General features: G+C 66.8%; 26 protein-coding genes and 1 riboswitch. Of the genes, 12 read left to right on the top strand and 14 right to left on the bottom strand.

What is annotated here, in order from left to right; translation table 11 throughout:
- The gene (locus AC5P8Y_RS14205; RefSeq protein ID WP_012478740.1) at positions 1-978 is read right to left on the bottom strand and encodes a uroporphyrinogen-III C-methyltransferase; all 978 of its coding nucleotides are present in this window, start codon (positions 976-978) and stop codon (positions 1-3) included.
- Positions 979-1,082: 104 nt separating this feature from the next.
- Positions 1,083-1,892, bottom strand: a complete 810-nt coding sequence (locus AC5P8Y_RS14200) for a uroporphyrinogen-III synthase (RefSeq protein WP_049402855.1) — start codon at positions 1,890-1,892, stop codon at positions 1,083-1,085.
- Positions 1,893-1,927: 35 nt separating this feature from the next.
- Between AC5P8Y_RS14200 and AC5P8Y_RS14195 the strand changes: the two genes are divergently transcribed.
- From AC5P8Y_RS14195 to AC5P8Y_RS14175, 5 genes are all read left to right on the top strand, one after another.
- Positions 1,928-2,395 (top strand): YiiD C-terminal domain-containing protein, encoded by a 468-nt coding sequence (locus AC5P8Y_RS14195; RefSeq protein WP_005407593.1) that lies wholly within the window; start codon positions 1,928-1,930, stop codon positions 2,393-2,395.
- 32 nt (positions 2,396-2,427) lie between these two features.
- Positions 2,428-2,853, top strand: a complete 426-nt coding sequence (locus AC5P8Y_RS14190; RefSeq protein WP_005407594.1) for a hypothetical protein — start codon at positions 2,428-2,430, stop codon at positions 2,851-2,853.
- A gap of 57 nt (positions 2,854-2,910) precedes the next feature.
- A complete protein-coding gene (locus AC5P8Y_RS14185; RefSeq protein WP_005411869.1) occupies positions 2,911-3,348 on the top strand; it encodes a rhodanese-like domain-containing protein in 438 nt (145 codons plus the stop codon).
- Positions 3,349-3,447: 99 nt separating this feature from the next.
- Positions 3,448-3,966, top strand: coding sequence for a protein-export chaperone SecB (gene secB, locus AC5P8Y_RS14180; RefSeq protein WP_005407596.1), 519 nt, complete (start codon positions 3,448-3,450; stop codon positions 3,964-3,966).
- 20 nt (positions 3,967-3,986) lie between these two features.
- A complete protein-coding gene (locus AC5P8Y_RS14175) occupies positions 3,987-5,012 on the top strand; it encodes an NAD(P)H-dependent glycerol-3-phosphate dehydrogenase (protein ID WP_012478742.1) in 1,026 nt (341 codons plus the stop codon).
- Between the two features lie 149 nt (positions 5,013-5,161).
- On the opposite strand, the gene AC5P8Y_RS14170 is transcribed toward AC5P8Y_RS14175, so the two are convergent.
- On the bottom strand, positions 5,162-5,617 hold the full coding sequence (locus AC5P8Y_RS14170) for a YybH family protein (RefSeq protein WP_049402854.1): 456 nt from the start codon (positions 5,615-5,617) through the stop codon (positions 5,162-5,164).
- A gap of 136 nt (positions 5,618-5,753) precedes the next feature.
- Between AC5P8Y_RS14170 and AC5P8Y_RS14165 the strand changes: the two genes are divergently transcribed.
- Positions 5,754-6,428, top strand: a complete 675-nt coding sequence (locus AC5P8Y_RS14165; RefSeq protein ID WP_049402853.1) for an Ivy family c-type lysozyme inhibitor — start codon at positions 5,754-5,756, stop codon at positions 6,426-6,428.
- A 60-nt stretch (positions 6,429-6,488) separates the two neighbouring features.
- Here the strand turns inward: AC5P8Y_RS14165 and AC5P8Y_RS14160 are convergent, their stop codons facing one another.
- The 4 genes from AC5P8Y_RS14160 to AC5P8Y_RS14145 form a co-directional block, all read right to left on the bottom strand.
- The gene (locus tag AC5P8Y_RS14160; RefSeq protein ID WP_080354663.1) at positions 6,489-6,863 is read right to left on the bottom strand and encodes a hypothetical protein; all 375 of its coding nucleotides are present in this window, start codon (positions 6,861-6,863) and stop codon (positions 6,489-6,491) included.
- A gap of 504 nt (positions 6,864-7,367) precedes the next feature.
- The gene (gene arsB / locus AC5P8Y_RS14155) at positions 7,368-8,399 is read right to left on the bottom strand and encodes an ACR3 family arsenite efflux transporter (RefSeq protein WP_049402852.1); all 1,032 of its coding nucleotides are present in this window, start codon (positions 8,397-8,399) and stop codon (positions 7,368-7,370) included.
- A 7-nt stretch (positions 8,400-8,406) separates the two neighbouring features.
- A complete protein-coding gene (locus AC5P8Y_RS14150) occupies positions 8,407-8,910 on the bottom strand; it encodes an arsenate reductase ArsC (protein WP_495202028.1) in 504 nt (167 codons plus the stop codon).
- Positions 8,911-8,947: 37 nt separating this feature from the next.
- Positions 8,948-9,277 carry an ArsR/SmtB family transcription factor gene (locus AC5P8Y_RS14145; RefSeq protein WP_024957759.1) on the bottom strand — a complete coding sequence of 110 codons (330 nt, stop codon included), beginning with the start codon at positions 9,275-9,277 and terminating at the stop codon, positions 8,948-8,950.
- A gap of 17 nt (positions 9,278-9,294) precedes the next feature.
- Between AC5P8Y_RS14145 and arsH the strand changes: the two genes are divergently transcribed.
- The gene (gene arsH, locus AC5P8Y_RS14140) at positions 9,295-10,023 is read left to right on the top strand and encodes an arsenical resistance protein ArsH (RefSeq protein WP_049402850.1); all 729 of its coding nucleotides are present in this window, start codon (positions 9,295-9,297) and stop codon (positions 10,021-10,023) included.
- A gap of 34 nt (positions 10,024-10,057) precedes the next feature.
- Here arsH and AC5P8Y_RS14135 read toward each other — a convergent pair whose 3' ends face one another.
- From AC5P8Y_RS14135 to AC5P8Y_RS14125, 3 genes are all read right to left on the bottom strand, one after another.
- Positions 10,058-10,750, bottom strand: coding sequence for a L,D-transpeptidase family protein (locus AC5P8Y_RS14135; protein WP_049402849.1), 693 nt, complete (start codon positions 10,748-10,750; stop codon positions 10,058-10,060).
- A gap of 152 nt (positions 10,751-10,902) precedes the next feature.
- Positions 10,903-11,175, bottom strand: a complete 273-nt coding sequence (locus AC5P8Y_RS14130; RefSeq protein ID WP_005407606.1) for a hypothetical protein — start codon at positions 11,173-11,175, stop codon at positions 10,903-10,905.
- Between the two features lie 214 nt (positions 11,176-11,389).
- A complete protein-coding gene (locus AC5P8Y_RS14125) occupies positions 11,390-12,340 on the bottom strand; it encodes a DUF2268 domain-containing putative Zn-dependent protease (RefSeq protein WP_049402848.1) in 951 nt (316 codons plus the stop codon).
- A gap of 206 nt (positions 12,341-12,546) precedes the next feature.
- On the opposite strand from AC5P8Y_RS14125, the gene AC5P8Y_RS14120 reads away from it, so the two are divergent.
- The 5 genes from AC5P8Y_RS14120 (at position 12,547) to AC5P8Y_RS14100 (ending at position 16,107) form a co-directional block, all read left to right on the top strand.
- A complete protein-coding gene (locus tag AC5P8Y_RS14120; protein WP_005411880.1) occupies positions 12,547-13,122 on the top strand; it encodes an OmpO family porin in 576 nt (191 codons plus the stop codon).
- A gap of 121 nt (positions 13,123-13,243) precedes the next feature.
- Positions 13,244-14,011 (top strand): helix-turn-helix transcriptional regulator, encoded by a 768-nt coding sequence (locus AC5P8Y_RS14115; RefSeq protein ID WP_049402847.1) that lies wholly within the window; start codon positions 13,244-13,246, stop codon positions 14,009-14,011.
- Between the two features lie 67 nt (positions 14,012-14,078).
- Positions 14,079-14,447 (top strand): VOC family protein, encoded by a 369-nt coding sequence (locus AC5P8Y_RS14110; protein ID WP_033835099.1) that lies wholly within the window; start codon positions 14,079-14,081, stop codon positions 14,445-14,447.
- Positions 14,448-14,570: 123 nt separating this feature from the next.
- Positions 14,571-15,545 carry a Dyp-type peroxidase gene (locus AC5P8Y_RS14105; protein ID WP_049402846.1) on the top strand — a complete coding sequence of 325 codons (975 nt, stop codon included), beginning with the start codon at positions 14,571-14,573 and terminating at the stop codon, positions 15,543-15,545.
- Between the two features lie 145 nt (positions 15,546-15,690).
- Complete coding sequence (locus tag AC5P8Y_RS14100) at positions 15,691-16,107, top strand: hypothetical protein (RefSeq protein WP_033835100.1); 417 nt, start codon at positions 15,691-15,693, stop codon at positions 16,105-16,107.
- A 104-nt stretch (positions 16,108-16,211) separates the two neighbouring features.
- On the opposite strand, the gene pnuC is transcribed toward AC5P8Y_RS14100, so the two are convergent.
- The 4 genes from pnuC to AC5P8Y_RS14080 form a co-directional block, all read right to left on the bottom strand.
- A complete protein-coding gene (pnuC, locus tag AC5P8Y_RS14095; protein ID WP_049402883.1) occupies positions 16,212-16,781 on the bottom strand; it encodes a nicotinamide riboside transporter PnuC in 570 nt (189 codons plus the stop codon).
- A gap of 8 nt (positions 16,782-16,789) precedes the next feature.
- On the bottom strand, positions 16,790-18,979 hold the full coding sequence (locus AC5P8Y_RS14090; protein WP_049402845.1) for a TonB-dependent receptor: 2,190 nt from the start codon (positions 18,977-18,979) through the stop codon (positions 16,790-16,792).
- A gap of 70 nt (positions 18,980-19,049) precedes the next feature.
- A riboswitch (TPP riboswitch) is annotated at positions 19,050-19,145 on the bottom strand.
- A 43-nt stretch (positions 19,146-19,188) separates the two neighbouring features.
- Positions 19,189-20,313 carry a phosphotransferase enzyme family protein gene (locus AC5P8Y_RS14085; protein WP_033835102.1) on the bottom strand — a complete coding sequence of 375 codons (1,125 nt, stop codon included), beginning with the start codon at positions 20,311-20,313 and terminating at the stop codon, positions 19,189-19,191.
- Positions 20,314-20,438: 125 nt separating this feature from the next.
- A complete protein-coding gene (locus AC5P8Y_RS14080) occupies positions 20,439-20,846 on the bottom strand; it encodes a glycine zipper 2TM domain-containing protein (protein ID WP_014645533.1) in 408 nt (135 codons plus the stop codon).
- Positions 20,847-20,905 lie beyond the last annotated feature (59 nt).

The raw sequence follows: 20,905 nt of genomic DNA, 5'->3' as shown, positions 1-20,905 counted from the left end.
TTACCTCCGGTCGGTCTGGGTGCGCAGTTGCTGCAGGGTGCTGCCAAGCACGGTGTTGCTGGCCTGCAGCGGAAGCTCGCGCAAGGCCTTCAGTTCAGCACGTTGCGCGCGCAGGGCCGGTGAATCCGGCCAGCGCCGCTGTGCCCAGTGCTCCACGCGTTCCAGTGCGGTATCGCGGCCCGTGCGGTCGCCGCGTTCGATCGCGGCGCGCGCCAGGGTCAGTTCCAGCTGCAGGGCGTCGTCGGCATTGCGACGTTCGGCGGCGGTCAGCGGGCCATTCTGGCGGCTCGGGGTGATGTCCACGAACGGGGCCAGCGTCGATTGCCACCACGGTTTTGCGGTGTCGGTCGCAGCGTTGCCGGTCACCTGCGACGGCAGCCCCTGCAGTGCCCTGGCCAGGGCGTCCAGCCGCTGCAGCGACTGCACGCGCGGGCCGGCGCCCAGCGCATCCAGTGCATCGCGCTCCTGCACCAATGCCTGGCGCAGGTTCAGGCCATCGCTGTCGGGCAGATCGGCCAGCGCGGTGGCGGCCTGTGCATACAGGCGGCGCGCGCCTTCCACGTCGTCGGCATAATTCAGCCGCTGCGCCGCCTGGGTCAGCAGCAGTTCGGCCTCATCGCGCTGTACCGCCTGGCGGCCCTGGTTGGCGCTGTCGGCCAGCTTGGCCAGGTTCTCTTCCAGCAGCGCACTGCGCTGCGAAAGGCCCAGCATCTCGTCGCGCAGCACGCGGTTGGTGGTCGCCGCATCCTGCAGCCGCTGGCTGGTCGCGCGCTGGTCGCGGCGCAGTGCATCCAGCGTCGCCTCCAGGCCCTGCAGCTGCACGGCCATGGTCTGTGCCTGCGCCTCCTGTTCGTGCTGTTGCTGCTGCCAGACGTACCAGCCGGCATAGCCGCCCACGCCAAGCACGACCACCCCGGCCAGCGGCAGCAGCCAGCGCACGGGTCGACGGGGCGGGGAAACGGGCGGAGTCTCGTTCATGGGGCTTCCTTGTCGGCAACGTCGCCGGTCAGGATCCGGCAGGCCGCGTTGTGCACAGCATCACTGTTGCCGACCACAGCGGCAAGCGTGACCCACGTCCCTGTTCAGGTCGCTGCCGGGACGGTGAGCGTGGCGTGTGCAGCGGCCACCAGCTGCGCAGCGGTGGGGCCGGCGCTGCGTGTGATGCGCTGCAGGCCGAGCGCCTGCGCCTGTTCGCCGAGGCGGTCACTGGCAACCACCACGCGGGCAGACGCCCGCAGGCGCTGCTGCCCGGCCGGCGGAAGCTGTTGCCAGAAATGCTGCAGCGCTTCGCCACTGCTCACGGCCAGTACCCACGGCTGTGCTGAATGCGCCAATCGCGCCAGCGTTCGCGGGGGCAGTCGCAGCAGGCGGCGCTGGTAGACATCGGCACGTTCGATCGTGGCGCCTGCGGCCTGCAGGTGTGCAGCAATCAGCCCGCGTCCGCCGGGCGCGGTGACCAGGCCGATGCGCAGGCCCCGCGCCTCGGCCAGCACCGGCAACGCCAGCAGGCCCTCGCTGTCCATCCGTTGCGGTGCATGCACCTCGCCGACGCCCTGCGCCCGCAGTGCGCGCGCGGTGCCTTCGCCCACGGTCAGCCACGGGCTGCGTTGCGCCTCGGCCAGTGGCAGCAGGGACGCGGCTGCGGCAACGGCGGCCGGGCTGGTGAACACCACCCGATCGCAGTTCAGCGCGCGTTGCAGCTGACGCACCACTGGCATGCCGTTCAAGCGCTGCAGGCGCCAGGGTGGCAGGGCCACCACATGCCCGCCCAGCCCAGCAACGGCGCGGCGCAGCGCGGAATTCTGGCCCTGCGGTCGCAGCGAAATGAAGGTCCAGCCCGGCTCGGAACCGGCGGCGCCAGTGGGTATCGTATGGTCGGCCATTGCCTGCATTATGCGGGCCCTTCGTTGTCGTGGTCTCTGCTCCGATGTCCGTTGATGCTCTGACTTCCTCGCTGGCCGCCCTGCAGGACGTGCTGGACTGCATGCCGGCGGTCCGCGCCATGCAGATCCAGCTCGACGGCTATGCCGATGGCGTGCTGCGCATCACCGCGCCGCTGGCCGCCAACGTCAACGACAAGGGCAACGCCTTCGGTGGCAGCCTGGCCTCGGTGCTGACCCTGTCCGGCTGGGCGCTGGTCAGCCTGCGCCTGCGCCTGGCCGGCCACGATGCCGAGGTCTACGTGGCCGACAGCAACCTGCGCTACCTGGCGCCGGTCTACGAAGACCTGCACGCCCACGCCGAAGCGGCCGAGGCCACCGGCTGGGACGCCTTCCTGAACACCTTCCGCCAGCGCCGCAAGGCCCGCATCAGCATCATCGCCACCCAGCCCGGTGCCGATGGCAAGCCTGCCGCAGAGTTCAGCGGTCGCTTTGTTGCCTTCGCCAAAGGGTAGGATGGCAGGCTGACGTTCTGGGGAAACCACCGATGCGCCGCCTCATCCAGTTCCTGATGTGTTCCCTGCTGCTGGTCAGCGCCGTGGCTTCGGCCGACGACCTGAGCCGCAAGCAGCGCAAGCTGCTGGAAGAGACCCAGATCGCCTACGGCGCCACCATCCGCTGGGGCAGCATGGACGATGCCATCGGCTATCTGGACCCCAAGCTGCGCAAGGAAAAGCCGCCTACCGAGTTCGAGCTCAACCGCTACGCGCAGCTGCGCGTGTCGTCTTACCGCGAGCGCAGCAGCGCGGCGCTGGAAGGCGGCCTGGTCGAGCGCCGGGTCGAAATCGGGGTGATCAACCAGAACACCCAGGCCGAACGCACCGTGATGGTGGTCGAGCGCTGGCGCTGGGATCCGGAGGCCAAGCGCTGGTGGCAGACCGCCGGCCTGCCGGACCTGTGGAAGGGGCAGTGACGGGCCGCGTCCGGCTTGTGCGACAATCGGCGCCCGCTTAATCGACCCGTGACCTGAGTGAATTACGAAGAGTTGCTGGCCTTTGCAGGCCGAAACCCGATGCTGTCCGCGGCCCTGGTCGGCCTGACCGTGGCCATCATCGTCACCGAGATCCGCCGCCTGTTCCGGGGCTTCAAGGGCATCAAGCCCGCCGAACTGACCCAGCTGATGAACGCGGGCGGCACGGTGGTGGTCGACCTGTCGGCCAGCGGTGACTTCGAGAAGGGCCACATTGCCGGCAGCCGCAACGCCCAGGCCAGTGCCTTCGGCCCGGACCACAAGCTGGTGGCCAACGCCAAGCAGTCGCCGGTGGTGCTGGTGTGCCGCAGCGGCAACGCCTCGGAAACCGCCGCCAAGGCGCTGAAGAAGGCCGGCTTCGAGAAGGTCTACGTGCTCGACGGCGGCATTCCCGCCTGGCAGCAGGCCGAACTGCCGCTGGTCAAGGGCCGCAACTGATTGCCGCGGGTGGCGGATCCGGCCTTGTATGGGCCTGATCCCGCCCCCATCGCAGTAATTCGACCATCGTTTTCATTGCATTCATTGGAGTTACTGGAAATGTCCGAAGAGATCACCAACGGCGCTGCTGCGCCGGTCGATGCCGCCACCGGCCCCGCTTTCACCGTCGAGAAGATCTACGTCAAGGACGTCTCCTTCGAGTCGCCGAACGCCCCGACCATCTTCAATGACCAGGTGCAGCCGGAGCTGCAGCTGAACCTGAACCAGCAGGTGCAGCGCCTGGGTGAGAACGCCTTCGAAGTCGTGCTGGCCGTGACCCTGACCTGCCAGGCCGGTGAGCGCACCGCCTACGTGGCCGAAGTGAAGCAGGCCGGCGTGTTCGGCCTGGTCGGCCTGGACCCGCAGTCGATCGACGTGCTGCTCGGCACCCAGTGCCCGAATATCCTGTTCCCGTACGTGCGCCAGCTGATCAGCGACCTGATCCAGGCCGGCGGCTTCCCGCCGTTCTTCCTGCAGCCGATCAACTTCGAAGGCCTGTACGCAGAAACCCTGCGCCAGCGCCAGGAGCAGGGCGACGCACCGTCGCTGGCTGACTCCGAGCCGGCTGGCAACGCCTGATTCCTGCCGCGACGTCACGGATGAGCACTACCGCTGACAAGATCGCCGTGCTTGGCGCCGGTTCCTGGGGAACCGCGCTGGCCAGCCTGCTCGCACGGCACGGTCATCCGACCGTGCTGTGGGGGCGCGATGCTGCCGTGGTCGAAGCCATCGACCAGCGCCACGAGAACCCGCGTTACCTGCCGGGCATCCCGCTGCCGGACAGCCTGCGTGCCACCACCGACCTGGCGTCGGCGGTGGAGGGCGCGGCCTGGATCCTGGTGGTGACCCCCTCGCATGCCTTCGGCGAAACCGTGCGTGCGCTGGCGCCGCTGCGTCCTGCCGGTGCCGGCGTGGCCTGGGCCACCAAGGGCTTCGAACCCGGTTCGGGCCGCTTCCTGCATGAAGTGGCGCGCGAAGTGCTGGGTGAGGACGTGCCGCTGGCCGTTGTCACCGGGCCGTCGTTCGCCAAGGAAGTGACCCAGGGCCTGCCGACCGCGATCACCGTGCACGGCGACGTGCCCGAGTTCGCGCAGATGGTGGCCGAGGCGATGCATGGCCCGGCGTTCCGCGCCTACACCGGCGACGACATGGTTGGTGCCGAGCTGGGCGGCGCGATGAAGAACGTGCTGGCCGTGGCCACCGGCGTGGCCGATGGCATGCAGCTGGGCCTCAACGCCCGTGCCGGCCTGATCACCCGTGGCCTCAACGAGATGCTGCGCCTGGCCGCTGCCATCGGTGCCAAGCCGGAAACGCTGATGGGCCTGGCGGGCCTGGGCGATCTGGTGCTGACCTGCACCGGCGACCTGTCGCGCAACCGCCGCCTGGGCCTGGCCCTGGGCCGTGGCCAGACGCTGCAGGATGCCGTGCGCGAAATCGGCCAGGTGGTCGAGTCGGTGCAGACCGCCGACGAAGTGATGCGACAGGCGCGCCGCCATGGCATCGACCTGCCGATCTCCGACCGCGTGCGTGCCGTGCTGCATGGCGAGCAGACGCCGGAAGAAGGCCTGCGCGCATTGCTGGCGCGGGAACAGAAACCGGAATACCCGGACACGCTGTTCAAGTGAATCGAAAAACCCCGGCTACGTGCCGGGGTTTTTTCATCAGGGAGTACACGCGGGTGCCGGACGGGAGACAGGCTTTGGTGGGTGCCAAGCTTGCTTGGCATCACGCGCGCTGCATATCCACGCATGGCGTGGATCTACTGCAACGCCGATCACCGCGCCCGTGGCGGCGCGCTGGTGTTGTCCATGTCCGAAAAGATCAGCCACGGCCCATCCCCCACGCGCTTCAACGTGAGCGTGAACTTGCCGGTATCGCCCACGTTGTTGCCGTAGCTGTACGCACCGACGATGTAGCCCGTGTTGCCCTCCATCGAATACGCCAGCGCACGCAGCCGCAACGGGCTGCCGCCCTGGCCGGCATACGCGGCCTCGATCGCACTGCGGCCGCGCACCGGCGGCTGGTTGCTCTGCAGCACAAAGCCATCCTCGGCGAACAGCGCACCCAATGCCTTGACATCACCCGTGCGCCACGCCTGCTCGTAGTCGCGCAGTACACGGTCCAGTGGTGCGGGCAGCGCGATATCGGGAAGCGGCTGTGCGGGCTTCGCGCCTTCTGCATCGTGGGCAGTTGCCGGCGATGCCATCAGCAGGGCACTGCAGAAGATCATGGCGAGTCGTGTGCGGCGCATGCGTCCAGGCCCTGGCGATGATGGGAAGGCTTCAGACGCATCCTAGCGCGCCGCTGGTTAGAATCACGCGGCCGCCGATTCGGCGGACGCAGCGCAGATCAGACAAGGACACGGAATGAAGATGCGAATCACAGGGATGGCGATGATGGCCGCGCTGCTGGCAGCCTGCGGACAGGCACCGGAAAAGACTGGCGAGACTGCACCTGCTGTGGCGCCAGCGCCGACCGCCGAAGCACCGGCCGCCGCGGCGGCGGTGGTCGAGAAGGAACCGTCCGCCGAAGACGGTGTGGACCCCTCGGTGTGGGACAACGAAGGCGAACCGGAAGACCCGAGCGCCGGCGGGGAACTCACCTGCGCGGACAACCCGCTGGCGACGCATTTCTTCACCCTGGTGGGCGGCAATACCGTGGACGACTGCGGCCGCAAGGATCCGAAGGTGCTGGCCGCGTTCAACGCCCTGATGAAGAACACGGCCGCAGCCGAATCCGCTGACAAGGAGATTCCATCGCTGCGCGAACGCCTGTTGAGCGGGCCCAGCGGCCCTGGCGAGCTGGTAGTGCTGCAGGGCGAGCCGTGGTGGTTCTACACCGCCTGCCAGGCCCACGATTGCCCCGGCACCGCGTTGGCGATGCTGTACTCGCCCGATCAGTCGAAGCTGGTCGGCCGTCTTACCGCGCGCTGCCGTGTGTGGTGGCTGGGCGAACCGACGGCGGAACAGCGTGCGCAGATCGAACAGCGCCAGCCACTGCAGGATGCCGCGTTGAAGGAAGACAGCGCGCTCTGCGAGTGATGTGGCGCGCTCTGCAGCGCCGGGCCGTGCCCGGCGCTGCAGAGCGCGTTGTTCCCCGTATCACCCTTCCGGCCGCATGCGTGCACTGACCTGTGCGGCCAGCGACAGACTGGCCATCATCAGGCCCTCCATCACGCGGTCGCCCACGTACTCCTTGTCGGGTCCGTTCTGGCGCACGCGCTCGGCAGCCAGCAGCATTTCCAGCGCCACGCGCAGCCCGGCCAACGCACAGTCCGCGTCGGCCAGCGCCATGCGGCGCCCTGGCATCTGATGACGTTCGGGCCAGGGCTGGCCGTCGGCGGCCGCGCCCTTGCCGATGCGGTCGAGCGTGGCGATGAAACCGTGCGGATCGTGCGGGTGCGGTGTTTCCGAGGGCGCGTCCGCGTTGGCGGGCACGTACTGCGCGCGCAGGCGGGAGGATTCGGGTGTGCTCATGGCAAGGGCTCCGTGCAGGACAGACGGCAGCCGCCACGCAGAGGTGGCGGGCGGAGACGTGGCTCGAAAACCGGGAGATCACGAACAAGACCGGCAGGCGCAAGGCCTCCACGCTCCGCCCGCCATGGCCGGCAGACGGATTACCGACCGGCGCCACACAAGGTGACGCCGGCCGGCAAGCGCAAAACAACGTTCGTGATCTGACGGGTTTTCGAGTCCCGGCCACCCTTTTCCGGTGGCACGTCATCTGTACCGCCGTCGCTGCGCAACGCCAATCAGACAAGTTGCAAACAGCATTCGATCGAAGACGCTTTCAGCATTCTTGCATGCTGTTGAGTTGCCGAAGATCGAGGCGGCGCAATGGCCGCAGCGGCTTTGGCAATATGCGACACGGATCGAAGTTGAGGGTGTGGCGTGGGGCGGCATCGCCAAGGCAATAGCGACAGCGGCACGTCGGATCGGACATCGACACCGCAGGACCACGCTGGCCGCGCGCCTGATCTGTCAGCGCTCCCCGCGCCTCTCATACCAGCCCTGAGTACGGTTCACGATCCGCACCACGGACAGCATCACCGGCACCTCGATCAGCACGCCCACCACGGTGGCCAGCGCCGCCCCCGAATGCACGCCGAACAGTCCCACCGCGCTGGCAACCGCCAATTCGAAGAAGTTGCTGGCACCAATCAACGCCGAAGGGCCGGCCACGCAATGCGCCACGCCCAGGCGACGATTGAGCAGGTAAGCCAGGCCGGAAGTGAAATAGACCTGGATCAGGATCGGCACCGCAATCAGTGCGATCACCAGCGGCTGCTTCACGATCTGCTGGCCCTGGAAGCCGAACAGCAGGACCAGTGTGAGCAGCAGCGCACACAGCGAGACGGGCCCAAGCTTGCGAAGCACCCGCTGCAACGCTGCCTCGCCACGACGCATCAGGATCCAGCGCCGCAGCAACGCAGCCACCAGCACCGGCGCCACGATGTAGAGGCCCACCGACAGCAGCAGCGTATCCCACGGCACGGTGATCGCCGACAGGCCCAGCAGCAGTGCAACCACCGGCGCGTAGGCAACCACCATGATCGCGTCGTTCAACGCCACCTGGCTCAGGGTGAAGTTGGCATCACCGCGGCACAGGTTGCTCCACACGAACACCATGGCGGTGCAGGGTGCGGCTGCCAGCAGGATCAACCCGGCGATGTAGCTGTCGATCTGTGCTGCTGGCAACCAGTCGGCGAAGGCATGGCGCAGGAATAGCCAGCCCAGCAGCGCCATCGAGAATGGCTTCACGGCCCAGTTGATGAACAGCGTTACGCCGATGCCCTTCCAGTGCTGCTGCAACTGGCGCATCGCAGCGAAGTCGACCTTCAGCAGCATCGGGATGATCATCAGCCAGATCAGCACCGCAACCGGCAGGTTGACCTTGGCGACCTCTGCGGATGCCAGCGCGGCAAAAGCGCCGGGCAGGACGTGGCCCAGCAGGGTGCCAGCCGCAATGCACAGCACAACCCACAGCGTCAGGTGTCGCTCGAACAGGCTCATGGCACCGTCACTGCGCGCCGTCGGACGGCAGCAGCCGGCCGATCCGGTCCAGCGCCTGCTGCAGCGCCGTGCGGTCGGACCACACCGATTCGGGCAACGCGAGCAATGCACGCAGTCGCAGCTTCACGATGGCATGGGCCTGCGCGAATGCTGCGGCCTTGTCGGCATCGCTACCCGCTACGGCCGCCGGATCGGGCAGGCCCCAGTGGCTGCGGACGAAGTCACCGAACACCACAGGGCAGGCCTCCGCTGCGGCTGCATTACACACGGTGATCACCAGATCCATCGGTGCTGCATCCACGAACTCATCCCACGACTTGCTGCGCAGCCCTTCAATGGGCATTCCTTCGGCCTGCAACTGGGCCAGCGCGAAGGGGTTGATCTGGCCATTGGGCTGGCTGCCCGCACTGAATGCGCTGAAGCGATCACCGCCCCATGCACGCAGGGTGGCTTCGGCAAGCACGCTGCGGGCGCTGTTGCCGGTGCAGAGGAACAGGACATTGCGGGTCATGGAGCAATTGCCTTGAGAGGAGAGGATCTGTGTGGGGTCAGCCCTTGCAGGCGGGCGCCGTCGGCATGCATTGCTCGGTTGGCGAGCCCGCGCAGCAGTTGTGCGTCAGGTACTCGATCAAGCCGTTCATCGCATCGAAGTTGGCGCGGTAGCAGACATGGCGACCCTGGCTTTCGCTCTCCACCAGGCCGGCCTGCACCAGCTCCTTCAGGTGGAAGCTGAGCGTGGCTGGGGGCACCTGCAGGGCCGTGGCGATGTCGCCCGCCATGCGACCTGCCGGGCCAGCCTCCACCAGCAAGCGGAAGGCAGCCAAGCGGGTGGCATGGCCCAGGGCAGTCAGGGCAGCAATTGCATTCAACGTTTCCATATTTCTAGAATAATCGAATGAATAAGCCCATCACAAGCCCCCATCTACCGAATCTGGTAGACGCCTCGCTGCCCCAGCCCGATCACCACCAGCTCGCCGCGGCAGATCCGGGACCGCCACGCATCCTCCTGCTCTACGGCTCGCTTCGGCCGCAGTCGTTCAGTCGCAAGCTGGCGCTGGAAGCCGAGCGATTGCTGCGTCACCTGGGGTGCGAGACCCGCGTGTTCGATCCGCATGCGCTGCCCATGCTGGACAGCGTGCACCCGCACCACCCTGAAGTGCAGCGACTGCGCGAATGGTCGCAGTGGTCGGAAGGCCAGGTCTGGGTCAGCCCCGAGCGGCATGGCACGGTCACCGGCGTGTTCAAGAACCAGATCGACTGGTTGCCGCTGGAAGATGGCAGCGTGCGGCCCACGCAGGGCAGGACGCTGGCGCTGCTGCAGGTGAGTGGCGGCTCGCAGTCGTTCAATACGGTCAACACGTTGCGCGTGCTCGGCCGTTGGATGCGCATGCTGACCATCCCCAACCAGTCGTCAGTGGCCAAGGCCTGGCAGGAATTCGATGACGACGGCCGGATGAAACCCTCGCCGTACTACGATCGGGTGGTGGATGTGATGGAAGAGCTGGTGAAGTTCACGCTGCTGACGCGTGGCAGGACGGACTACCTGGTGGACCGTTACAGCGAGAGGAAGGGCGATGCGCATGCCGCTGCATTGGCGCGGGCGGCGGGCGCTGCGGCTTCCTGACTTCCAGTACGCAAACGCTTTCCACTACCCACTTCTACTTGCTTGCGCGCCGCGCGCCTTTCTCGTCTTCGTCCTTTGCATCGCCACGGCTCTGCGCGAACTCCGGGAACGTCTTCGCGATCGAATCCTTGTCCGGCAGGATGTAGAACACACCGCCCTTCTCGAACGTGGACTGCACGATCTGCTCGTAGAACGCGGGCGAGACGTTGATGCAGCCGTGGGTGACGCGGTTGTCGTCCGGCGTCGGCGTTGCCAGCCGTTGGGCGCGTTTCTCTTTCGGGGTGCCTGGCGGCAGCGGGTGCATCGAGACGGCGGAATCGTAGTCCACCCACAGCACGCGCCCGGCATCGTCGGAGGGGCCGTAGCCACCAATGAAACGGCCGGCAGGGGTGGTGCGGTCATGGCCGGGAATCGCGCTCAGTGCGAGCTTGGCAACACCAGGGGCCGAGTGATCACCGATGGCCGAACCGAACAGCGCCGGTGCCGCGCCGCGCAGCTTACCGTCGCCGCCGAAGATCAGGACCTGCGCGGCGGCCTTGTCCATGATTGCGAACGGGTAGCCCTGGTTGTCCTTGCTGGCAACCACCCAGCCGGCCAGCTCGATCACTGTTTCGGACACGCTCTGGTCGGGTGGAAGTTCATCAACGGCAGCAATTCGCTGTTCAGGCGCTTCCTTGTCCTTGCCCTTGGCGCTGGCTGCGCCGCTGCACGCAACGGCCAGTGCCATCGCCAGTGCGGCATGGAGGACGCGGCGTGCAGGGGAGGAGGAGGTACGAATGGGACGGCTCCTTGCAATTCTGGGTGGAAGGATGCCAGTGGCCGGCGAAGGCCACTGGTTCCCGATACAGAGGTGGATCAATTCAAAGGATGAGGGAGCTATCAGCCGCGCGGCTTGCGACCGGCCGGTGCCCTTTCAAGCTGCTGTACGCGGCCTTCGATCTGGTCCAGACGCTGGTTGGCCTGCTGCGCCGACTGGTTGGCGGACTCGGCACTCTGGGCAGCGCCCTGCACCTTTACGTCGAGCTGATCGAGGCGCGAGTTGATGGTTGCGAACTCGTCCTTGTAGGTGGCGCAAGCGCCGAGGCTTACGGTGGCCACGATGGCGACGGTGATGGCGCGTGCTGCGTTGATGTGCTGCTTGGTCAGTTTCATTTCCAACTCCCTCCTTCGTCTGGGGAAGCTGGAATATAGCGGCGTTTGTTCCCGGCGCTAGCCCGTGCTTTCAGCTGGAATTTGAGTACGTGGATGGGCTGTGAAGGCCTGTAGATCAACAAACCTTAACAAGCGGGATCAAGCGAACTGATCTGCATCGGCGAAGCGCCTTGTGCCTGTTAAACGTTACCCATTCACCTGCATGAAGCCGGCATCACGGCATGCGCGTCTGCGTGCTTTCGCCTACTCCGCACGCAGGTTGCCATCCACTTGCTTCCAGCAGCGCCGCAGCGTTCCCGGGCTGGACATCCAGCAGTTCGGCGACGCCGCTGCGCGTGTCGGCCGCGCGCGCAACATAGGCATGGGCGATGCGATAGCCGATCCAGTAGCCGAGATCTCCGCGGCGCGCATCGTTGCCGGGACCGTTGTACAGCCACCTCGAAAGATCGGTACCCATGCTGTCCTGCAGGAACGCACGCTCCAGCGCACACTCGCGACCCTGCGTCCAACGCTGCAGATGCGCGTTGGCCGGTTGCCCGGAGATCCGTTCGGCCACGTATTCGGCGCCCCCTTCCAGCAGGGTCTGATAGAGCAGGGTGGGCTGCTCGATGTCCACGCGTGCACCGGGCTGTTGCACGTGCACATACTCATGCGCGATCAGATGCACGAAGCGGTCACCTACGTCGGTCTGCATCCAGTCGGCGTTGCACAGTGCTTCCAGTCCGATGACCACACCTGCTTCGGTAGTCACGCCACCACTGTTGCCGCGGCCCACCAGTACGGTGACCGGGGGAAAGCGCGCAGACGGCAACAGGGCGCCAAGTCGATCGACGGCAGCGGCGACGCGCGTGCGGATCGATGGCAATGCGGTCGCGCAGGTTCTCGCTTTCGCAAACAATGCCGGCTTGTCCTGGATGGCCCTGGCCAGCCGCTCCATCGAGCCGATACGGCGGTCGGTGAAGCTGCGCAGGGCATCCGTACCCGCATCCAGATAGCCGTGTTGCAGATCATCGGCGCTTGGGCGCCCTTGGTTGGCGTCCAGCACCTTGAAGAAGCGCGTGACATCGTCTGTCTGTACGACGATGTGCCTGGCAGAAACGATGCGCTCAGCGGCCTGTGCCTGCAGTAGCACAACCGGCGAGGCGATCAGGATCAGAGCCCGCATCAAGCACCGAGCGTGGTGCGCGCAAGAAGCCGACAGCGGTCCCATGCGGAGTTCCCTGAACGCCAGCCTTATTTATACACCAGTCAGTTCAATATTCAGGGTTGATTAGACCCCCTAACGGATAATTCACACCTGTCGACCGCCTCTTCTCTCTCCCCCTCCCGGGAGGCGGCCGACGAAACCAAAATAATTAAAGGTGTGTCCCGATGAACAAGAATTCGCTGCTCGCCCTGGGTCTTCTGGCTGCTCTGCCGTTCGCTGCATCGGCAACCGATGGCCTGTCGTACAACTACGTTGAAGGCGGCTACGTGAACACCGATGCCAAGGGCGGCGACGCCGACGGCTGGAAGGTGAAGGGTTCCGTGGCGGTGCACCCGAACTTCCACATCTTCGGCGACTACAGCGCGCAGGAGACCGACAAGTTCAAGAATGACGTCGACCAGTGGCGCATCGGCGCCGGCTACAACTACGGCATCGCACCGAACACCGACCTGGTGGCTCGCGTTGCGTACCAGAAGTTCGACATGAAGCATGGCCTGGACTTCAACGGCTACTCGACCGAAGTTGGCGTGCGCACCGCGTTCAACCCGTACGTGGAAGGCTACGTGATGGCCGGCTACGAGGACTACACCAAGAAGCACGGCATCAACCCGGACGGCGAGTTCTATGGCCGTGTCGGCGCCACCGCCAAGTTCAACCAGAACTGGGGCCTGAGTGGCGAAGTGAAGCTGGCCAAGGCCGGCGACCGCGAGTGGTTCGTGGGCCCGCGCTTCACCTGGTAACAAACGCCTGTCGTTAGTGCGTGTTGTGCTGGCGTGTGACTCTCTCTCTCCCACACGCCAACCGAAGCCCGGCCTCGCGCCGGGCTTCACTTTTATGGGCCCCGTGGCGCCACAATGCGGCATGGGCGGCCCTTCCTCTCTTGCAGGCACCGGCACGATCTACCAGGAGCATCTGGCGCCTGCGCCGCTGCGCGGCCACTTTGGCCAGCTGTGGCAGAGCCAGCTTCCTGCCGATGCCGATGGGCACATCACCGTATTGCCCGATGGCTGCGTGGATATCCTCTGGCGCGACGGTGCGCTGTTCGTCGTCGGCCCGGACCGCGTGGCCGCGCACCCGGCGCTGGCACCCGGTGCGCAGGTGCTGGGCGCGCGCTTCCGTCCCGGCCAGGCATTGGCCGCGCTGGGCCTGCCCTTGGCCGGGATCATCGGCCAGGCCGTGCCACTGGCCGACCTGAAGGGCGCGTGGGCGAACAAGGCGGCGGCCTCCATCGGCGACACCGCGCCTGCACAGCGCCTGCAGCGAATGGCGCACTGCCTGCAACAGCACATGGGTGCGGCCGCGCTCGATACGCCGGCGCAGCGCGCCCATGTCCTGTTCCAGGCGCTCGCCGCGGGTAATGCCACGCTGGATACGCTGGCGGCGCACCTGGGCCTGAGCCCGCGCAGCCTACGGCGTTTCAGCCAGGCGCAGTTCGGCTACGGCGCCAAGACGCTGGAGCGGATCCTGCGGCTGCAACGTTTCCTGCGCCAGAGTCGCGCGCTGCCACTGCATTCGTTGGCGATGCTGGCCGCTGATGCCGGCTATGCCGACCAGGCCCATCTCAGCCGCGAGGCGCGTGAACTGGCGGGCATGACCGCCAGCGAGCTGCGCCTGGAGTGGGGACAATGATGGCCGTTTTGTTCAAGACCACTGTGCTGCATTGATCGATGCTGGGCTCCCACCACGGAGCCTCGCCATGAATCCTGCCGCGCCCCACGATGCCGAACGCCGCATCGACAACATCGAATTCAACGTCGCCGACATTGACCGTAGCAAGCGCTTCTACGGCGAGGTGTTCGGCTGGCGCTTCACGGACTACGGCACGGCCTACACCGAGTTCGACGACGGCCGTCTGAAAGGTGGCTTCGTGGCCGACGCGGCGGTGCGTGCCCACGGGGGGCCGCTGGTGATCCTCTACTGCGCGGACCTGGCCGATGCACAGCAACGCGTGATCGCCGCCGGTGGCGAGGTGGTGCAGGCGGTGTTCGCCTTCCCGGGTGGTCGCCGCTTCCACTTCCGCGATCTGGATGGCTACGAACTGGCGGTCTGGAGTGATGTGGATTGAGGCCTTCGTACCTTCGCCGGTGGACGGAACGAGAACCGCTCCGTCCCCGGTCAGGCGGTTCCGCTATGATCGCCCGCACATCGCCACACGCGATGCGCCCGCCTCAAGCCAGCAGGAACCGCCGTGAACTCCCAGCCCGCACCGATCACCGCCGTCAACCACACGCTCCACAACGAGCCGCAGCAGATCACCGCGCCACTGACCCATTCGGCGGCGTTCCTGGTGCTGAAGGTGAAGGATGACGAGGCGTCGATCGCCAAGGCACGCGAGGTGCTGGCCAGCACCGACGACCTGATCAAGAACACCGCCATCCGCGAGATCGAACGCACCTTCACCTGCAACGTGGCCATCGGCCACCGCGTGTGGCAGCCGCTGGTGGGCACCACGCCGCCGCGCGAGCTGCAGCCGTTCCGCGAGATCAAGGGCGCGACCCATACCGCTGTGTCCACGCCGGGCGACCTGCTGTACCACATCCGTGCACGTACCATGGACCTGATCGTGGCGTTCGAACGCAACCTGCTGATGGCCTTTGGCGATGCGGTGGAGACGGTCGATGACGTGGCCGGCTTCCGCTATTTCGATGGCCGCGACCTGCTCGATTTCGTTGACGGCACCGCCAACCCGGAAGGGCTGTCGCTGCCGGAAGCCACCATCGTGGGCGAGGAAGACCCGGAGCATGCCGGCGGCAGTTACGTGGTGGTGCAGAAGTACCTGCACAATCTTGATGCCTGGCGCGCGCAGAAGACCGAAGCGCAGGAAGCGATCATCGGCCGCACCAAGCACGACAACATCGAGCTGGACGATGCGCCGGCCGATGCGCAGAAGTCGCACAAGACGCTGTGCACCATCGAGGATGCCGACGGCGAGCACGAGATCCTGCGCGACAACATGCCGTTCGCCAACCCGGGTCGCGGCGAGTACGGCACCTACTTCATCGGCTACACGCGCCGCCTGTGGGTGATCGAGAAGATGCTCGAGCGCATGTTCATCGGCAATCCCGCACCGCTGCATGACCGCATCCTTGATTTCTCCACCGCCACCACCGGCGTGACCTTCTTCGCGCCCTCGCGCAAGGTGCTGGCCGACCTGGGCGACTGATCACGGCTCTCGTCCTTGCGCATGCTACTGGCCGCTCTGTTCCAGTAGATCCACGCCATGCATGGCGTGGCTCTACTGTGCCGCCATCTGCCTGTCATCTACCGCGCCGACCATCAGCGGTTGGATGGGAGCGCAGGGGCGGGCGATGGCGATGGCAAGGAACACAACCGGTGCACGCCGCTGGTGGCGGCCACTGGCCGCGTTGTTCGGCGCGTTGGCACTGGGGAGTGCCAGCGTTTCCGCGCAGGAAGCCCCTGCACACTGGATGGCCTATGCCGCCGCCGTGGGGGGGCAGCTGCAGCAGCGCCTGCAGCAGGAGCAGGATCCGCAGGCGCAGCGTGTGCTGGAATGGCTGCAGGCACATCCGGATGCGCCGACGCCGTTGCCGGTGAGCGTGTGGATCGCGGCGGATGGCCGCATTTCGAAGCTGGAATTCGACAGCCTGGGTGATGCCCAGGTCGACGCCGACCTGCGCGCGACCCTGCAGAGTGCATCCCTGCAGGCCGCGCCACCGGCCGACATGCGCCAGCCGCTGCGGCTGGGTTTGGTGCTGACCCAGTAGATCCACGCCATGCGTGGATGTTCTGGGTAGATGCCGACCTTGGTCGGCACGCACGCCAACCAAGGTTGGCGACTACCGGTAGCCCAGCCACGCATGGCGTGGCCCTACCGGGTTGCCACCTGTGGCTCGCGAGCGGCGGCGCTCCATGCGCGCAGGCCGAACACGGCCAGGCCGAGGAAGAACACGTACAGCGCGGCGGTCACGTGCAGCGACTTGAACAGGTACGCACCCACATAGACCACGTCCACTGCGATCCATACCCACCAGCAGGCCACGTGGCGGCGGGCCTGCCACCATTGCCCGACCAGGCTCAGACCGGTCAGCAGCGCATCCAACCACGGCAGGGCAGCGTCGGTGAAGCTGTGCATGGCTGCACCCAGCGCCACGCCACCGCACAGGCCGATGGCCAGGTCGCGCAGCAGCGTGCCGCGTGCCAGCGGAACGATGCGGATGCTGCCCTCATCGGCGGCATGCTGTCGCCAGTTGAGCCAGCCATAGACCAGGAAACCACCGAAGGCGATCTGCAGCAGGGTGTCCGAGTACAGCTTGGCCTCGGCGAACACCAGGCCATACAGCGCCACCGACAGCAGGCCCACCGGCCACGCCGCCAGCCGGCGCCGGGCCATCAGCCAGACGCCGAGGATGCTGCACAGTGCGGAGGTCCACTCGAGCATCACGCCGCTCACAGCGCGAACGTCACCGACAGGCGGGCCTGTCGCGGTGCGCCGGGGAACAGGTAGTAGTCACCGCCGCTGCTGCCGGTATCGCGCCAGTAGAAGCGGTTGAACACGTTGTCCACCGACAGGTTCCAGGTCACTGTGCGCTCGCGCAGGCGATGCTGGAAACGCAGGCCAGCGTCGAACACTGAATAGTCCGGTGCGCGCACGCCGCCGTCGACACGTGCCACGTTGGCACCGGCATAGCGCCAGCCGCCGGTCACGTCCAGGCCCTGCACGAACGGCAGCGCGTAGGCCAGGTGCACGCTGGCGCGTACCTTCGGCACGTTCACCAGCTGATGGCCTTCATAGGCTGGCGTGCCGGTGTCGCGCGCGCGCGCCTGCAGCACGCTGGCGCTGGCCACGATCTGCAGCGCATCGGTCAGCTGGCCGTTGGCGGTCAGCTCCAGGCCGGTGTGGGTCTGCGTGCCTTCCTCGACGAAGGTGTAGCCGACGTCGCTGCTGTCCGGCTTGGCGTACTGGTACGGCTGCGAAATGCGGAACACGGCCGCGCCCAGGGTCAGCGCTTCGACCGGCACGTACTTCACGCCCACTTCCAGCTGCCGCGACTGCACCGACGGCAGGAAGGTGTCGGCGTTGCTGGTCCAGAACGGCGCTTCCTGGCCCAGCGAAATGCCGCGCACGTAGCTGGCATAGGCATTGAGCTGGTCGGTGGCCTTCCACACCACCGCGGTCTGCGGCAGGAAGCGCGACAGGCGGCTGTGCCGCTGCGGGGTGCCACGCTTGTCGTAGGCGCGCTCATCGAGGCGCACGAAGCGGCCACCGGCCAGCCACTGCCAGTCGTCACCGAAGCTCACCCGGTCCAGCGCGAAGAACGCGGTCTGGCGGCTGTCCAGGCGACGTGCGGATGGGCCCGGCATCTTCGGCGATGGCGCGAACACCGGCACCGGTGCCTCGTGGATGTTGCTGGTACCGACGTACTCGTTGACGCTCGGGCGCTTGTCCACGGTGCGGCGGAAGTAGTCGGCGCCGACGGTCAGGTGGTGACCGACGCTGCCGGTCTCGAAGCGGCCGCGCAGTTCGGCACGGGCCTGCTGGTTGCGGCGGGTGTCGTCCGGGCTGCGGTAGTCGTAGATGTCATAGTCGCCGTTGGGTGCGAAGTAGTTGCCTGGCACGCTGCCATCGGCACATTGCGCGGCGTAGTAGCAGCCGTAGGCGAAGGCGACGTTGTCATCGATCACCGAACGGCTGTGGCCGACCGATACACGTGATTGCCAGGCGTCGTTGAAGTCGTAGGTATGCAGCGCGGTGATGTTGGTGCTGGCGATATCCACCGGGCGCTGCCACGGCTGGTAGCCGAGCAGATGCTCGCGGTCGACACCGCGCGGCAGGTCACGCGCGCCCAGCAGCTGGTAGCCGGACACCGAGCGCTGCGAGCTGGTCTGGTAGTTGGCATCCACTTCCAGCTTGCCGCGCTCGCCGATCAGCCAGTCGGCGGCCAGCGAGTAGAAGTTGCGGCGGCCATCGGCGTGCTCGACGTAGGAATTGCTGGAATCCCATGCGGCATTCAGGCGGACGCCGAAGCGCGGGGTGATCCAGTGGCCGACATCGACGGCAACGTAGCGCGAGCCTTCCGAATCGGTGCCGAGCGTGGCGGTGCGCACTTCCGCCGGGCGCTTACCGATGTAATTGATGATTCCGCCCGGCGCCATCACGCCTGCCGCCAGGCCGGCTTCACCCTTGAGGATCTCCACCGACTGCACGTTCTCCAGCGCCAGGCGTTGTTCGCCGGCGATGGACAGCCCGTTGAAGCGGTAGCCGGTGGCCGCGTCCAGTGCGAAGCCTCGGATGGCGATGTTCTGGTAGTAGCCCACCGGCGCGTAGGCATCACCCAGCGAGGCATCGTTGCTGGCCAGCTCGGACAGCGAACGTACCTGGCGACCGTCGAGGTAATCGCGCTCGAGCACGTTCATCGACGCGGGCGTGTCCTTCCAGCTGCCGCCACCGAAGGCATTCACGCGCGAGGTATCGGCCTTCGGTTTGCCGGCCTGCACGCGCACCGCCGCCAGTTCGGTCGGCGAGCGCTCGGCGCCGGTGGCAGCCGCATCGGGGGACGTTTCGGCCTCGCTGGCGTGCAGCGGCAGCGCGGCGCAGAGGGCGAGGCAGAGCAGGGTGGGGCGCAGGCAGCGGTTCATTCGGTTCGTCTTCGGACAACAAGGGAGACGAAGCGACGGCGCGCAGGTGCACCGGCCCATGACGGGGGTGTGGCTGCGGCTCAAAGCTCCCTACGCCGGTGCAAACCGGATCAGGTTCCAAGGGACTCTCTCAGCCTGGCAGATCCAGGCACCCCCGCTTCAGGTGACCATTTCACTACAAATGGTACGGATTTGCGAGCCGGCGTCCTTCAGGCTGCCGCGTGCAGCGCGTTGAGCAGTGCCTGCCCCGGGGCGGTATGGAACCACGCCGGATGGCCGAGCATGAAGGGCTGCCACGCCACATCGGCATTGGCGGTCGAGCCGGTGACGCCCTCGAAATACTCCACTTCGGATAGTGCGAAGTCGAAATGCACCATCGGCAGCAGGTCGGCCAGCAGGTGCACGCGTGCCGCCGACAGCGGAAGCACCTGGCGGTAGCCGTCGAGCAGGGCCAGCGCAATATCGATGCGCACCGCCTCCATGCCGCGCTCCAGTTCCAGCCACGCCACCGCGTTGCGCTCGATCGCCGTGGCGAGGTCGAACAGCGCACTGGTGGGCGAGGCCAGGCCGAAATCCAGCACGGTACTGATCTGCCCATCGCGCCACAGCAGGTTGGAAACGTGCCAGTCGTTGTGCGCCCACAACCGTGGCTCATCGCGCAGGCGCTCGGCCAGGCCGGCATGCCACGGCAGCACGTCGCGCTGCAACTGCGCTTCCCATGGAATGCGCGCGAGATAGCGGGCCAGCCCGGGACGCTCGTGCAGCCCTGCCTTGATGGCCGCGATCGGATCGTCAGCACGGATCAGATCGTCGCGCGCGACCAGCACATGGGTGCTGCGTTGGGGCGCGTGGTAGCTGGCGGCGGCCCGGTGCAGCTGCGCGAGTGTGCGCCCGGCTTCGCGGGCCTGCGCGACATCGGTCAGCAGCGACCACGACACGGCGTCGCGGTACAGGTCCTCGCCGACGCCGATCGCATGCAGCTCGAACGTCCATTCGCCATGTTCGGCCGCAGTGTGGCCATCGGCCGCTGGCAGCACCTGCACCACCGGTACGCCCGCTGCGGCGAGATGGGCGATGAAGCGATGCTCTTCTTCCAGGCAGGCCGTGCTGCGCACGCTGTGGTGGTGGCGCTTGATGAACACCGCGCCTTCCACGCCGTTGACGATGGCGGCAGCCGACAGCGGCCGCGGGCTGTGCCAGCGCGGTTCGCTGCGCTCGTCCAGCTGCGGGTAGTGCTGGCGCAGCCACGCGATGTCCGCCGCGCTGATCGGTGGCCAGTCGGCAGCGACCTCGTCGTTGTTGAGGCCCTGCACGCGGTGGGAGGAAGAAGTCATGCCGCAGCCCCAGTGGGGAAAGTCACATCCAAGGCTGCGCATTCAACGCCATGCACGCGGCCAACGCAAACGGGCGGGTCATCGACCCGCCCGTCCGTGCATCGGCATGGGAGATGCCGCGCTGCTTACCAGCCGCGATGGCGACCGCGGTCGTGGTAGTAGCGGTTGTCGTAGTAGCGCTCGCGCTGCCAGCGACGGTCATCACCGCGGTCGTAGTAGCCGCTGCGGTAGTAGCCACGGTCGTAACGGCGATCGTAGCGGTCGTCGTAACGGCGATTGTCGTAGTAACGGCGGTCGCGGCGGTCGGAGGTGGTCAAGTTGCCGATCGCGCCGCCGGCCACGGCGCCGCCGACGGTGGCAGCGGGATCGCCGTTGGAGAGCAGGTTGCCGGCCACGCCACCGACCACGGCGCCGACCAGGGTGCGCTTGTCCTTCCTCGACATCGCGCTGGCATCGCTGACCACGGCGACACCGGCAACCAGTGCCAGGGCCATCGCCAGACCACGGAAGCTGAGTGTGGAAGTACTGAGCATGTTCGTTCTCCTGTGAGGTGCATGCCACGCTGGGCAGGGAGGGCGCGGGCGCCCCGGCT

The sequence above is a fragment of the Stenotrophomonas sp. YJH_SMC_12-1 genome, assembly GCF_059370935.1.
Note: the sequence above shows the minus strand (reverse complement) of the source record. Positions and strands in the feature narration are given on the sequence as shown.